This is a genomic window from Faecalibacterium sp. I4-3-84, assembly GCF_023347255.1.
In the GTDB taxonomy this organism is placed as follows: Bacteria; Bacillota; Clostridia; order Oscillospirales; family Ruminococcaceae; genus Faecalibacterium; species Faecalibacterium taiwanense.
Genome location: NZ_CP094466.1, coordinates 2,384,384 through 2,398,338 on the forward strand (window position 1 = coordinate 2,384,384; position 13,955 = coordinate 2,398,338).

At 58.4% G+C, this 13,955-nt stretch carries 10 protein-coding genes and 5 tRNA genes; 9 read left to right on the plus strand and 6 right to left on the minus strand.

Annotated elements, in window-relative coordinates:
• Positions 1-5: 5 nt before the first annotated feature.
• Positions 6-2,066 carry an ATP-dependent DNA helicase RecG gene (gene recG / locus MTP41_RS11700; protein WP_249235572.1) on the minus strand — a complete coding sequence of 687 codons (2,061 nt, stop codon included), beginning with the start codon at positions 2,064-2,066 and terminating at the stop codon, positions 6-8.
• Between the two features lie 125 nt (positions 2,067-2,191).
• Here recG and MTP41_RS11705 point away from each other — a divergent pair, with 125 nt between their 5' ends.
• The gene (locus MTP41_RS11705; protein WP_249235573.1) at positions 2,192-2,689 is read left to right on the plus strand and encodes a GNAT family N-acetyltransferase; all 498 of its coding nucleotides are present in this window, start codon (positions 2,192-2,194) and stop codon (positions 2,687-2,689) included.
• A gap of 227 nt (positions 2,690-2,916) precedes the next feature.
• Here MTP41_RS11705 and MTP41_RS11710 read toward each other — a convergent pair.
• The 5 genes from MTP41_RS11710 to MTP41_RS11730 form a co-directional block, all read right to left on the minus strand.
• A tRNA-Cys gene (locus MTP41_RS11710) sits at positions 2,917-2,991 on the minus strand.
• Positions 2,992-3,019: 28 nt separating this feature from the next.
• Positions 3,020-3,095 (minus strand) — tRNA-Gly (locus MTP41_RS11715).
• A gap of 86 nt (positions 3,096-3,181) precedes the next feature.
• Positions 3,182-3,258: transfer RNA gene (locus tag MTP41_RS11720), tRNA-Asp, on the minus strand.
• Positions 3,259-3,287: 29 nt separating this feature from the next.
• Positions 3,288-3,363 (minus strand) — tRNA-Gly (locus MTP41_RS11725).
• Positions 3,364-3,393: 30 nt separating this feature from the next.
• Positions 3,394-3,469 (minus strand) — tRNA-Phe (locus tag MTP41_RS11730).
• A gap of 354 nt (positions 3,470-3,823) precedes the next feature.
• Between MTP41_RS11730 and MTP41_RS11735 the strand changes: the two genes are divergently transcribed.
• The 8 genes from MTP41_RS11735 (at position 3,824) to nusA (ending at position 13,942) form a co-directional block, all read left to right on the plus strand.
• Positions 3,824-5,815 carry a DNA gyrase/topoisomerase IV subunit B gene (locus MTP41_RS11735; protein WP_154261165.1) on the plus strand — a complete coding sequence of 664 codons (1,992 nt, stop codon included), beginning with the start codon at positions 3,824-3,826 and terminating at the stop codon, positions 5,813-5,815.
• A 292-nt stretch (positions 5,816-6,107) separates the two neighbouring features.
• Complete coding sequence (locus tag MTP41_RS11740) at positions 6,108-8,357, plus strand: DNA gyrase subunit A (RefSeq protein WP_249235574.1); 2,250 nt, start codon at positions 6,108-6,110, stop codon at positions 8,355-8,357.
• A gap of 73 nt (positions 8,358-8,430) precedes the next feature.
• A complete protein-coding gene (locus MTP41_RS11745; RefSeq protein ID WP_207699037.1) occupies positions 8,431-8,661 on the plus strand; it encodes a hypothetical protein in 231 nt (76 codons plus the stop codon).
• Positions 8,662-8,724: 63 nt separating this feature from the next.
• Positions 8,725-9,210 carry a 23S rRNA (pseudouridine(1915)-N(3))-methyltransferase RlmH gene (gene rlmH / locus MTP41_RS11750; protein ID WP_044954166.1) on the plus strand — a complete coding sequence of 162 codons (486 nt, stop codon included), beginning with the start codon at positions 8,725-8,727 and terminating at the stop codon, positions 9,208-9,210.
• A gap of 182 nt (positions 9,211-9,392) precedes the next feature.
• Positions 9,393-10,814, plus strand: a complete 1,422-nt coding sequence (locus MTP41_RS11755) for a glycine--tRNA ligase (protein ID WP_097773884.1) — start codon at positions 9,393-9,395, stop codon at positions 10,812-10,814.
• A 119-nt stretch (positions 10,815-10,933) separates the two neighbouring features.
• Positions 10,934-12,175 (plus strand): aminopeptidase, encoded by a 1,242-nt coding sequence (locus tag MTP41_RS11760; RefSeq protein ID WP_249235575.1) that lies wholly within the window; start codon positions 10,934-10,936, stop codon positions 12,173-12,175.
• A 137-nt stretch (positions 12,176-12,312) separates the two neighbouring features.
• Positions 12,313-12,798: a ribosome maturation factor RimP gene (gene rimP / locus MTP41_RS11765; RefSeq protein ID WP_005945397.1), complete on the plus strand. Its 486-nt coding sequence runs from the start codon at positions 12,313-12,315 to the stop codon at positions 12,796-12,798.
• 37 nt (positions 12,799-12,835) lie between these two features.
• Positions 12,836-13,942, plus strand: a complete 1,107-nt coding sequence (gene nusA / locus MTP41_RS11770; protein WP_097773881.1) for a transcription termination factor NusA — start codon at positions 12,836-12,838, stop codon at positions 13,940-13,942.
• Positions 13,943-13,955 lie beyond the last annotated feature (13 nt).

Below are 13,955 nucleotides of genomic sequence, written 5' to 3' on the forward strand. Positions count from 1 at the left end.
CCGGATCAGTTCATGGCTCCGGCTTTCTCGAACATCTGCTGCACCTGCTGTTCCAGCAGTGCGTGCTCCGGCGCTTCCAGCAGAGGGTCGTCGGCCAGCATGGCAACGGCTTCCGCCTGCGCAGCGTGCAGGGTGCGGGTGTCGTTCATCAGGTCGGCGATCTGCAGGGTGGGCAGGCCGTGCTGGCGGCTGCCGAAAAAGTCGCCGGGGCCGCGGGTCTCCAGATCGTACTGCGCCACCACAAAGCCGTCCGTAGTGCTGCACAAAAATTTCAGCCGTTTTTGTACGTTTTCGCTTTGGTTGTCGCTGACAAGAAAGCACCAGCTCTCCGCTGCACCGCGTCCCACGCGGCCGCGCAGCTGGTGCAGGGCGCTCAGACCGTAGCGCTCTGCGTTTTCGATCACCATTACGCTGGCATTGGGCACATCCACACCCACCTCAATGACGGTGGTGGACACCAGTGCGTCCAGCCGTCCGGCTTTGAAGTCCTCCATCACGGCAGCTTTCTCCTTGGGCTTGAGCTTGCCGTGCATCAGGCCTACCCGGCGCTCCGGCAGCAGGGCTTTGGCAATGTCCTCGTAGTAGCTCTTGACGGCGTTCAGCCCGCCGTCCGGTGTGTTCTCGATGGCGGGGCAGACCAGATACACCTGCCGTCCGCGCCCGATCTCCTGATCGAGAAAATGGTAGAGGTCGCGCCGCTTTTGGCCGGTGATGCAGCGGGTCTTGACCGGTGTGCGGCCCGGCGGCAGCTCGTCCAGAATGGAGATGTCCAAATCGCCGTAGATGAGCAGGCCCAGCGTGCGGGGAATGGGCGTTGCGCTCATCACCAGCAGGTGCGGATTCGCGGCCTTTTCGGCCAGCATTCCGCGCTGCCGTACCCCAAAGCGGTGCTGCTCGTCGATCACGGCAAGACCAAGCCGGGCAAATTCTACGCCTTCGCTGAGGATGGCGTGGGTGCCCACCACAAGGTCGGCTTCGTCGTTCCGGATGGCGGCAAGGGTGGTGCGGCGTGCAGCGGCCTTCATGCCGCCAGTCAGCAGGGCCACCCGTATCCCGAAGGTGGCAAGCATCCGGTTCAGGCCTTCGGCGTGCTGGGCGGCCAGAATTTCTGTCGGGGCCAGCAGCGCGGCCTGATACCCCGCCCGGATGCAGGCCCAGATGGCGGCAGCCGCCACCAGCGTTTTGCCGCTGCCCACATCGCCCTGCAAAAGGCGGTTCATGGAAGTCTCGCCCGCCATGTCGGACAGAATCTCGCTCACGGCTCGGCGCTGGGCACCGGTGGGGGAGAAGGGCAGGCTGGCCCAGAACGGGGACGGGTCGGCAAGCTGCATGGGCGCACCGGTGGCAGCGGCACCCCGGTTTTTCATCCGGCCAATGCCCAGCTGCAAAACCAGAAGTTCTTCATAGATCAGCCGCCGCCGGGCTGCATAGGCCTGCTCTTCCGTGGCAGGGCAGTGGATGGCCCGCACGGCATCTGCCTTGGAGAGCAGACGGTATTTTGCCAGCATTTCCGGCGGAAGAGGGTCGGGCAGAAGTTCTGCATGGGGCAGCAGCTGCCGCACGCACTTGGCGATGGCATTGCTGGAAAGCCCCTCGGTCTGGGGGTAGACCGCTTCAAAGGGAGAAGCCTTGATCTGCTCGGCGGTGCGCACCTGCGGGTTGACCATCTGGCGGCGCAGCATCCCGCCGGTAACGATGCCCTGAAAATAATATTCCTGCCCCAGCTGCAGCTTCTGGGCGGCATACGGATTATTGAACCATGTGATCTCCAGACTGGACACATCGTCCCCGGCAGTGATGCGCTCCATCCGCCGCCCGCCCGGCAGGATACGCCCGCCGGGCTTTGCGAACACCTCTGCCTTCACCACACATTCGGTGTCGGCGGGGGCCTGTGCGATGGAGTAGGGCTTGGAAAAGTCGATGTACCGCCGGGGGTAGTGGCACAGCAGGTCTGCCAGCGTCACGATGCCCAGCTTCTCGAACCGCTCAGCGGTCTTGGGGCCAACGCCCTTCAGGTAGCGCACCGGCGTATCCGGGGTGAGGGTGGTGTGGTTTTCGGCGGGCATGGCGGTTCAGCTCCTTTCCAAGCGTAGTATAGCCATTGTAACACGGACCGGGAACAGATGCAAACACTTTGCCTTTGCGCGGCGGCTGTGGTACACTGAACAAAACGGAAAGGGGATAGGATAGAATGGAGATCCGCAACGCGACCATGGACGACCTGCCCGCCATTGCCGCCGTGGAGGCAGCCTGCTTCCCGGCAGCGGAGGCTGCCACGGCAGAGGAATTTGCCGGGCGGCTGGCACACTATGCAGACCACTTCTGGCTGCTGTTTGAGGATGGGCAGCTGGCGGCCTTTGTGGACGGCTTTTGCACCGACACGCCCGACCTGACCGATGCGATGTACGCGGACGCGTCCCTGCATGATGAAAATGGCGCATGGCAGATGATCTTTGGGGTGAACACCCTCCCGCGCTGCCGCTGCCAAGGCTACGCCGGGCTGCTGCTGCAGCGGGCCATTGCAGATGCCCGCGCACAGGGGCGCAGGGGGCTGGTGCTGACCTGCAAGGAAAAGCTGCTGCACTACTATGCAAAGTTCGGCTTTGTGAACGAGGGGGTTTCCGGCTCTACCCACGGCGGGGTGGTGTGGTATCAGATGCGGCTGCGGTTCTGCTCCGGCAGAGGCTGACTGTTCAAAAGTTCCCTATGATACATTGAGGTTTTGAACAATGAAGAAATAGTGCGCAAAAAAGCGCAGCTTTCCGTGGCTTTTGAGCCTTGAGAGAAAATAAACAACGAACACACGTTGTATCTCACATTGTTCAAAAGGCAGAGGGGGGTGAACAGTCAGGAGCCTTGCGGCTGGCAGGGGACGGCGCAAAAAAATCCCGGAAGCCGAAGCTTCCGGGAATCTTTTGGAGGTGACGACCAGATTTGAACTGGTGGATGAGGGTTTTGCAGACCCTTGCCTTACCACTTGGCCACGTCACCACATTTAGGAGTGAATTTCCACTCCTGTTGGAGCGGCCGACGAGGCTCGAACTCGCTACCTCCACCTTGGCAAGGTGGCGCTCTACCAGATGAGCTACGGCCGCATATTCGGTGCATTTTACCTTGCACCCATCATTTCTGATGCCCTGAAAACAAGTTTCAAAGTAGGTGAAAGCTTGCGCTTTCTTGGTGGCGACCCGGATCGGGCTCGAACCGACGACCCCCAGCGTGACAGGCTGGTGCTCTAACCAACTGAGCTACCGGGCCATATTGGAGCAACTGTTGCTGCTCCGTTATGGAGCGGCCGACGAGGCTCGAACTCGCTACCTCCACCTTGGCAAGGTGGCGCTCTACCAGATGAGCTACGGCCGCATATTGGAAACCCTGCTGGGTTTCCTTGACTGGTGCCTCCGATCGGAATCGAACCAATGACACGGGGATTTTCAGTCCCCTGCTCTACCGACTGAGCTACAGAGGCGCACCGGACGATGATTATTATACCTGAAATTTCGATTTTGTAAAGGGGTAAATCCAAATTTTTTTCAGAAAATTGAAACTTTCTTGATTTTGGTCGCTCCAGCGCGTAAAATAAGAATGACTTTTTTAACCTGCTTTCGGCACATCCGGCACAGGACGTGCTGTGTGCGGGCGTGCCAAACAGAAATTGACAAATTCAACAACCTATGGTTTAATGAAAATGAAATGATTCAGGCGCTTTTGCCCTTTTTCTCTGTGCATACCTATATTATAGTAAGAAAAGGGCAGAGGCGTTTTATGATTTGACTACAGACGGCCCGCTTTTTGCAAGAAAGGCCGGGCCGGGAGGAGCAGCATGGCAAAAAAACAGGAATATGGCAACGAGAGCATTACTTCTTTGAAGGGTGCCGACCGTGTGCGCAAGCGCCCGGCCGTTATCTTTGGCTCAGACGGCGTGGAGGGCTGCGCCCACTCCATCTTTGAGATCGTCTCCAACTCCATCGACGAAGCCCGCGACGGCCACGGCGATACCATCAACGTGACCCGCTGTAAGGATGGCAGCGTTATCGTTGAGGACTTTGGCCGCGGTATGCCCGTGGACTGGAACAACGGCGAGGGGCGCTACAACTGGGAGCTGCTGTTCTGCGAGATGTATGCAGGCGGCAAGTATGGCGAGGGTGAGGACAACTACGAGTTCAGCCTTGGCTTGAACGGTCTGGGCCTGTGCGCTACCCAGTATGCTTCTGCATGGATGACCGCCGATATCTACCGTGACGGATACCACTATCACCTTGATTTTAAAAAGGGCGAGAATGTGGGCGGCCTGCAGAAGGAAGCCTACAAGGGCCGCCGCACTGGCAGCATCATTCACTGGAAGCCGGACGACGAGGTGTTCACCGACATCGATGTGCCCGGCAGCTACTATAAGGATACCCTGCGCCGTCAAGCGGTGGTCAACGCAGGCCTGACCCTGAACTTTACCGATGAAAAAGAGAAAGACCCTGCCACTGGAAAGGCGTGGTACGAGAGCTGGTGCTATGAGCACGGCATCGCGGACTATGTGGCCGAGGTGGCAGGGGAGGATACCCTGACCCCGGTATTCAGCTGCGAGAGTGAGGCCGTGGGCCGAGACCGCGAGGATCAGCCGGATTACAAGGTGCGCATGAGCGCGGCGTTCTGCTTCTCCAATAAGGTGCAGATGCTGGAATACTACCACAACTCTTCCTGGCTGGAGCACGGCGGCAGCCCGGAGCATGCGGTGCGCACCGCCTTTGTCTACCAGATCAACAAGTACCTGAAGGAAAAGAACCTCTATAAAAAAGGCGAGAGCGCCATCAGTTTTCAGGATGTGCAGGACTGTCTGGTGTATGTCTCGTCCAGTTTTTCCACCCGCACCAGCTACGAGAACCAGACCAAAAAGGCCATTACCAATAAGTTCGTCTCGCAGGCTATGACCGACTTCCTCAAGCATTATCTGGAAGTGTATTTTCTGGAAAAGCCGGACGAGGCCCAGAAGATCTGCCAGCAGGTGCTGGTGAACAAGCAGAGCCGTGAGCATGCGGAAAAAACGCGCCAGAGCATCAAAAAAACGCTGTCCACCCAGATCGACCTTGCCAACCGTGTGCAGAAATTCGTGGACTGCCGCACCAAGGATGCATCCCGCCGCGAGCTGTATATCGTGGAGGGCGATTCCGCTATGGGTGCGGTCAAGTCCAGCCGCGACAGTGAATATCAGGCCATCATGCCCATCCGCGGCAAGATCCTGAACTGCCTGAAGGCAGACTATGCCCGCATCTTTAAATCGGATGTCATCGTGGACCTCATCAAGGTGATGGGCTGCGGCGTGGAGCTGGGCGGCAAACACAACAAGGAGCTGGCCACCTTCAATCTCGATAATCTGCGGTTCAATAAGATCGTCATTTGTACCGATGCCGACGTGGACGGCTACCAGATCCGCACGCTGGTGCTCACCATGCTCTACCGCCTGACCCCGACCCTGATCGAGAAGGGCTATGTGTATATCGCAGAGTCGCCGTTGTATGAAATTACAACGAAAGACCGCACTTATTTTGCCTACACCGAGCCGGAAAAGACAGCGTTTCTGGAAGAGATCGGCGAGAAAAAATACACCATCCAGCGCTCCAAAGGTCTGGGTGAGAACGACCCTGAGATGATGTGGCTGACCACCATGAACCCGGAGAGCCGCCGCCTTATTAAAGTGATGCCCACCGATGTGGTGCAGACCGCGCAGGTGTTCGATATCCTGCTGGGTGATAACCTTGCAGGCCGCAAGGAACACATTGCGCAGCACGGCGCAGAATATCTGGACGATCTGGATGTGAGCTGATGATTTTAAATTGCCTCCGCTTGCGCTCTGGCAATGACAGAGGTAACGTTATTTTAATATGGTGATTTGTCGCAGCCTGCGGGCTGCTCCAAATCACGTTTTCACGAAGAAGGCCCCAACGGGTCACGGCATTTTAAGGGAAAAATGCAGAAAACCGGAACGGCTTCATCTGTGAAAGAGCAGCTCAGGATGGCCTGCAGGCCATCCTGAGCTGCAAAAATAAAAAATATTTTCCGCTGAATATGGGCAGAGCGAGAGCGGCGCCCATTTAAAATCGTCAAGAGGTTAGAAGATGCCTAGAAAATCGACCAAGAAAACACTCAAGCCGGTGCGCCCGCAGCTGGGCGACGGCGTTGAAATTTTAAATGCCGGCAGTGTGCTGGAGGACCCCATCACCCGCACGCTGGAAACCAACTATATGCCCTACGCCATGAGCGTCATCGTCAGCCGCGCGCTGCCAGAGATCGACGGCTTCAAACCGGCGCACCGCAAGCTGCTGTACACCATGTACGAGATGGGCCTGCTCAAGGGCGCACGCACCAAGTCTGCCAACATCGTGGGCAGCACCATGCACCTGAACCCCCACGGCGATGCCGCCATCTACGACACCATGGTGCGCATGGGCCGCGGCAACGAGAGCCTGCTGGTGCCCTTTGTGGACAGCAAGGGCAACTTCGGCAAGGCCTACAGCCGGGATATGTCCTGCGCTGCTGCCCGTTACACGGAGGCAAAGCTCGAGGGTGTGTGCGAGGAGCTGTTCCGGGATATCGACAAGGAGACCGTGGACTTTGTGCCCAACTACGACAGCACCACCACCGAGCCTACCCTGCTGCCGGTCACATTCCCCACCATTCTGGCCAACAACACGCTGGGTATCGCCGTCGGCATGGCCTGCAACATCTGCTCCTTCAATCTGGCAGAGCTGTGCGCCACCACCGTGGCCCTGATGAAGGACGAGCACCACGACATCTCCACCACCATGCCCGCCCCGGACTTCGTGGGCGGCGGTCAGATTTTGTACGATGAAGCGCAGATGCGTGAAATTTACGAGAACGGCCGCGGCAGCGTGAAGGTACGCGCCCGCTACAACGTGGTGCCGGGCGAAAACATGATCGAGGTCACCCAGATCCCGCCCACCACCACGGTGGAGGCCATCATGGATAAGATCGCGGAGCTGGTCAAGGCCGGTAAGGTCAAGGAGATCAGCGACATGCGTGACGAGACCGACCTGAACGGCCTGAAGCTGACACTGGACCTCAAGCGCGGCGTGGATGCCGACAAGCTGATGGCAAAGCTGTTTAAGGCTACCCCTCTGGAAGACAGCTTCAGCGCTAACTTCAATATTCTGGTGTCCGGCCAGCCCCGCGTGATGGGTGTGCGCGAAATTCTCAAGGAGTGGACGGCCTTCCGTGTGGAGTGCGTGCGCCGCCGCACCTACTACGACCTGCACGGCAAGGAAAAGCGCCTGCACCTGCTCAAGGGTCTTGCTGCTATCCTGCTGGACATTGACAAGGCAATCAAAATTATCCGCACCACCGAGGAAGAGACCGAAGTGGTGCCCAACCTGATGATCGGTTTTGGCATCGATGAAGTGCAGGCCGACTATGTGGCCGAGATCAAGCTGCGTCATTTGAACCGGGAATATATCCTCAAGCGCACCAGCGAGATCGAACAGCTGGAGAAGGACATTGCCGACCTGAACGATATCCTTGCAAAGCCCGCCCGCATCCGCCGCATCATCATCAATGAGCTGAACGATGTTGCCAAGAAGTACGGCCAGCCCCGCCGCAGCGAGATCCTGTACGATCTGCCTGAGGAAGAGAACGGCTCCGAGGAGGAAGAAGCTCCGGATTACCCCGTGACGGTGTTCTTTACCCGCGAGGGCTACTTCAAAAAGATCCCACCGCAGGGTCTGCGCACCGCCGGTGCCCACAAGCTGAAAGAAGGCGACGAGATCGTGCAGCAGATCGAGACCCGCAACAACGTAGAAGCGCTGTTCTTTACCGACCGCCAGCAGGTGTACAAGGTGCGTCTGGCAGAGCTGGAGGACGGCAAGGTGGCCCAGATGGGCATTTTCATCCCGGGCCGTCTGGGCATGGACGAGGGCGAGAACGTGCTCTCCATGGTGATCACCAGCGACTACAGCGGCTATATGCTGTTCTTCTTTGCCAGCGGCAGGTGCGCAAAGATCCCGCTCAGCTCCTATGCCACCAAGCAGAACCGCCGTAAGCTGCTCAAGGCCTACTGCGACAAGGAACCGCTGGCGAAGCTCTTCTTCCTGCCGGAGGAGACCGAGCTTGCCATCCGCACCAGTGCCAGCCGGATGCTGCTGGTTGGCACGGCGCAGATCGCCGCAAAGACCACCCGCGACAGTCAGGGCGTGGCGGTGGTCACCCTGAAAAAGAACCAGACCATCGCTTCGGTGGTGCCTGCGGACACGCTGGAGCTGGCGAACCCCCACCGCTACCGGGTGCGCAGCCTGCCCGCTACCGGTGCGCTGCTCCGCGCCGAGGACGAGGGCGAGCAGATGAGCCTGCTGTAAAACGCTTTTTATTGAGAAATGGCTCCGCTTCGCTCTGCCATTCTTAGCGGAAGTTGATTTTAAGGATTGCAAATTGGAAAAATCTGCGGATTTTTCCAATTTGCCTTTTCACAAGAAAGGCCGCAACGGCAAACGGCATCTTGCTGCTGTCGGCTTGCAGCCGTCGCGCAGCGGAAAAATGCATTTTCCGGCAGCGACCCCACCCGTGAAAATGTGTTTGGAGCGGCCCGCAGGCCGCGACAAACACGAAAATAAAAATGGAATTTCCGCTATTATTGTCAGAGCGAAGCGGAGACAATTTTAAATCGTTTCTATATAAAAGAGGAAACTGCATAAAAGAGGAAACTGCATAAAAGAGGAAACTGCAATGCAAAACATCGACCTGATCTGTGTGGGCAAGCTGAATGCAAAATATTTCGCCGAGGGCGTAGCGGAGTACCAGAAGCGCCTTGCCGCCTTCGCGTCCTTCCGCATCATCGAGCTGCCGGAGGAAAAGATCGAGGAGAAGAACGCCTCGGATGCCGTGGTAAAAAAGGCACTGGACAAGGAGGGCAAGGCCATCCTGTCCAACGTGCGCAAGGGTGCTGCCATCGTGGCCATGTGCATTGAAGGCAGGCAGATCTCCTCCGACGAGCTGGCGCAGTTCCTTGCCGACCGCGCAAACAGCGGGGCAGGGGATGTGGCCTTTGTGATCGGCTCGTCTCACGGCCTGTCCGATGAGGTGAAAAAGGCCGCCGCCCTCAAGTTCAGCATGGGACGCATCACCATGCCCCACCAGCTGGCCCGCCTTGTGCTCACGGAACAGATCTACCGCGCCTGCACCATCAATGCAGGAATGAAATACCATAAATAAGTGCAAAAACCGGTCTGTTCTCCAAAGCAGGCCGGTTTTCGGCTTTACAAGCGGCGCAAAACATGGTACAGTAAAGATACTGTGCTTTCCCTTTGAAAAGCACGCCCGGCAGTGGGGAAAGCTGCCGGAACGATACAACAACGACACGGCAAACCAGCCGCGGACGGAAAGGATGTACTACAATGGAACAGAGCGAAAAGACCCTTGATATGATCGTCAATCTCTGCAAGAACCGTGGTTATGTGTTCCCCGGTTCCGAGATCTACGGCGGTCTGGCCAACAGCTGGGACTACGGCCCGCTGGGCGTCGAGTTCAAGAACAATGTCAAAAAGGCATGGCTGAAGAAATTCGTGCAGGAGAGCCCCTACAATGTGGGTCTGGATGCAGCCATCATCATGAACCCTCAGACCTGGGTGACCACCGGCCACGTCTCCAGCTTCTCGGACCCCCTGCTGGACTGCCGCGCCTGCAAGGCACGCCACCGCGCCGACAAGCTGATCGGTGAGGAGCACCCCGAGGTGAACGTGGATGCCATGAGCTTTGACGAGATGGATGCTTTCATCGCAGAGCATGAGGACATCGTCTGCCCGGTGTGCGGCAAGCACGATTTTACCCCCATCCGCAAGTTCAACCTGATGTTCAAGACTGCCATCGGCGTTACTGAGGACAGCTCTTCCACCTGCTATCTGCGTCCTGAGACCGCACAGGGCATCTTTGTCAACTTTGCCAACATCCAGCGCACCACCCGCCGCAAGCTGCCCTTCGGCGTGTGCCAGGTGGGCAAGGCTTTCCGCAACGAGATCACCCCGGGCAACTTCACCTTCCGCACCCGTGAGTTCGAGCAGATGGAGTGCGAGTTCTTCTGCAAGCCCGGCACCGATCTGGAATGGTTCGCTTACTGGAAGGACTATTGCGAGAACTGGCTGCTGAGCCTTGGCATCAAGAAGGAACACCTGCGCCTGCGTGACCACGAGCCTGCAGAGCTGGCCTTCTACAGCCGCGCTACCACCGATATCGAGTACGCCTTCCCGTTCACCGACTGGGGTGAGCTGTGGGGCATTGCAGACCGTACCAACTACGACCTGACCCGCCATCAGGAAGCTTCCGGCAAGAGCCTGGAGTACTTCGACAGCGAGACCAACGAGCACTACATCCCCTACGTCATTGAGCCGTCTCTGGGCTGTGACCGTGTGGCTCTGGCTTTCCTGTGCGAAGCATACGACGAGGAGCACCTGACCGACAGCAAGGGCAAGGAGGATATCCGCACCGTGCTGCATCTGCATCCGGCTCTGGCTCCCTACAAGTGCGCCGTGCTGCCCTTGAGCAAGAAGCTGGGCGAGAAGGCCATGGAGATCCGCAACGAGCTGAGCAAGTACTTCATGGTGGATTACGATGATACCGGTTCCATCGGCAAGCGTTACCGCCGCGAGGACGAGATCGGCACCCCGTACTGCATCACTGTGGACTTTGATACCGTGGGTGACGAGGCTAAGGGCATTGCCGCCGACAACTGCGTCACTGTCCGTGACCGCGACACCATGGAGCAGGTGCGTATGCCCATCTCCGAGCTGAAAGCTTATATCGAGAGCAAGATCGAGTTCTAAACTGCTTTTTCAAGGAGCCGTTCCCGGTAAAAGGGGAACGGCTCCTTTTGCTTGTTTTGGGCACCGGTTTGCGGTATACTGAAAACAAAAATGCATTTTACACCGCAGGAGGTTCTACCGTGGAAAACTTTGACGAACTGCTGAAAAAATATGCCGATTTCATCGTCCGGGTGGGGGTGAACCCGCAGCCGGGCCAGACCCTCATCATCAACTGCCCGCTGGAGGGCGCGCCGCTGGCGCGGCTGTGCGTGCGCAGTGCCTACGAAGCCGGTGCCCGGGATGTGCAGGTGAACTGGAGCGATGACGCTGTGGCCCGCGCCCGCATGGAGCTGGGCAGCGAGGAGGCTCTGACCGACCTCAAGCCATGGCAGCTGCGCCGCTATCTTGACTATGCTGAAAGCGAGGGCGGCGTGTGTGTACTGCATCTCATTGCGGACGACCCGGAGCTGTATGCGGGCATTGACGGCAATAAGATCAGCAGGGTGAATGCCGCCCGCCGCGCCTTTATGGAGGAGTGGCAGGAGTACACCATGAACGACCGGGTGCAGTGGTCCATTGCAGCTCTGCCCAGTGTGCCGTGGGCAAAGAAGATCTTCCCGGAGCTGGACGCGGATGCCGCAATGGAAGCGCTGTGGAAGCTGATCTTTGACGTGTGCCGGGTCACCGGCGGCGACCCGGTGAACGAGTGGCAGGCCCATATGGAGCGGCTCAGCACTCTGCGGGATAAAATGAACGCGCTGGACTTGGAAAGCGTGCATTTTGAGAGCAGCAATGGCACGGACCTGACCGTGGGTCTTGCGGATCAGGCTGTGTGGGAAAGCGCCGCCAGCAAGAGCGAAAAGGGCGTGGTGTTCCTGCCCAACATCCCCACGGAGGAAGTGTTCACTGCGCCCCACAAGGACAGAGTAGAGGGCATCGTCTACGGCACAAAGCCCTATGTGTTCAACGGCCAGCTCATCAAGAACTTCCGTGTCACCTTTGAGAAGGGCCGGGTTGTGGACTACCACGCCGAGCAGGGACAGGTGCTGCTGGGCCGTCTGCTGGACGGCGACGAAGGCTCCCGCAGCATTGGCGAAGTGGCACTGGTGCCGGCAAGCAGCCCCATCAACCGCAGCGGCAAGCTGTTCTACAGCACGTTGTTTGACGAAAATGCCGCCTGCCACATCGCTTTTGGTGCCAGCTACCCCGGCACCACGAAGGGCGGCACGGCGCTGACGAAGGAAGAGCTGCTGGCCCGCGGCATGAACCAGTCCCGCCTGCATGAGGATGTGATGATCGGTGCAGAGGACAGCCATATCACCGGCAAATGCCGCGATGGCCGCACCGTGGAGCTGTTCCGGGACGGCGTGTGGGTGCTGTAAAAGACCCTACGGCGAAAAAAATCTGCGAAAATGCTTGCATAATCGCGGGATGTATGGTATATTCTAGTAGTACGATATAGTTTAACCTGAAACGTGGGCCGCAAGGTCCGCGTTTCTTGTTTGTTTGGAGGTTTTTTATGGCGAAGCAGTCTGGCGGCAACACCGCCCAGAGAGTCGAAGCGCTTGTCCGCCCCACCGTGGAGGGCATGGGCCTGCGCCTGTGGGATGTGGTTTTTGAAAAGGAAGGTCCAGACTGGTATCTTCGCGTGCTCATCGACAAGGACGGCACCATGGATACCGACACCTGCGCGGATGTTTCCCATGCGCTGGACCCCATCCTTGACGAGGCAGACCCCATCGACCAGAGCTATTATCTGGAAGTGGGCAGCCCCGGCCTTGGCCGTAAGCTGACCCGCCCGGAGCACTATGAAGCCCTCAAGGGCCAGAAGATCCGGGTAAAGCTCATCCGCCCGAATGCAGACGGTGTGCGTGAGTTTTCCGGTATCCTGACAGGCCGCGAGGGCAGCACCGTTACGGTGAACACCGATGCGGGCGCTGTCACCTTTGAGGTGAACGCCGCATCCAGCGTGAACCTATGCGACGATGAAGACCTGTTTGACTAACATAGATAGAGAGTAAATTACAGGAGGAACCCGAAAAATGGCAGCAGCGAACAATGAATTTTTTGAAGCTCTCTCCATGCTGGAGCACGAGCGCGGCATCACCGCAGAATACCTGATCGAAAAGATCAAGGCTGCGATCATCATTGCCGTCAAGAAGAACTATGAGGTGGAAGAGGACCACGTGAAGGTGGATATCGACCCCGCCGCAGGCCGCTTTGATGTGGCCCTGATCCAGGACGTTGTGGCCGACGAGGACTGGTACGACGAGCACTCTGAGATCGGCATTACCGAGGCACAGAAGATCCGCAAGAGCTACGAAGTGGGCGACCGCATCGTGACCCCCCTCAAGACCAAGGACTTCGGCCGCATTGCAGCCCAGACCGCAAAGCACGTGATCCGTCAGGGCATCCGCGAGGCTGAGCGCAGCCAGCAGCTGAGCGAGATCCAGTCCCGTGCACACGACATCGTGCAGGCCACCGTTACCCGCGTGGACCCGGAGAAGGGCATCGTTGCTCTGGATCTGGGCAAGGGCGGCGAGGCTATCCTGCCCCACAACGAGCAGGTGCCCGGCGAGGTGTACACCGAGGGCCAGACCCTGCAGGTCTACGTGGTGGACGTGGTCAGCACTGAGCGCGGCCCCCGCGTTATGATCAGCCGCACCCACCCCGGCCTTGTCAAGCGCCTGTTTGAGCTGGAAGTGCCCGAAATTTTTGACGGCACTGTGGAGGTCAAGGCCATCAGCCGCGAGGCCGGTGCCCGCACCAAGATGGCTGTTTGGAGCAAGGACCCCAACGTGAACCCTGTTTCCGCCTGCATCGGCGAGCACGGTGCCCGTGTAGCTGCTGTTGTGGAAAAGCTGGGCGGCGAAAAGATCGACATCGTGAAGTGGAGCGAGGATATCTCCGAGTTCATCTCCGCAGCACTCAGCCCGGCCAAGGTGGTCAAGGTGGAACTGCTGCCCGGCGAGACCCGTTCCTGCCGTGTGACCGTGCCCGACCAGCAGCTGAGCCTTGCCATTGGCAACAAGGGCCAGAACGCACGCCTGTGCGCACGCCTGACCGGCTACAACATTGATATCCGCCCCGAGAGCGGCTATTATGGCGAGGAAGAGCCGAAGAAGGAAGCCGAGACCGACACCGAGTAATTCCGGCGCAGAT

Excerpts from the sequence above, each read along its gene's own strand:
- recG (WP_249235572.1), bottom strand. The coding sequence starts at position 2,066 with ATGCCCGCCGAAAACCACACCACCCTCACCCCGGATACGCCGGTGCGC.
- MTP41_RS11705 (WP_249235573.1), top strand. The coding sequence starts at position 2,192 with ATGGAGATCCGCAACGCGACCATGGACGACCTGCCCGCCATTGCCGCC.
- MTP41_RS11735 (WP_154261165.1), top strand. The coding sequence starts at position 3,824 with ATGGCAAAAAAACAGGAATATGGCAACGAGAGCATTACTTCTTTGAAG.
- MTP41_RS11740 (WP_249235574.1), top strand. The coding sequence starts at position 6,108 with ATGCCTAGAAAATCGACCAAGAAAACACTCAAGCCGGTGCGCCCGCAG.
- rlmH (WP_044954166.1), top strand. The coding sequence starts at position 8,725 with ATGCAAAACATCGACCTGATCTGTGTGGGCAAGCTGAATGCAAAATAT.
- MTP41_RS11755 (WP_097773884.1), top strand. The coding sequence starts at position 9,393 with ATGGAACAGAGCGAAAAGACCCTTGATATGATCGTCAATCTCTGCAAG.
- rimP (WP_005945397.1), top strand. The coding sequence starts at position 12,313 with ATGGCGAAGCAGTCTGGCGGCAACACCGCCCAGAGAGTCGAAGCGCTT.
- nusA (WP_097773881.1), top strand. The coding sequence starts at position 12,836 with ATGGCAGCAGCGAACAATGAATTTTTTGAAGCTCTCTCCATGCTGGAG.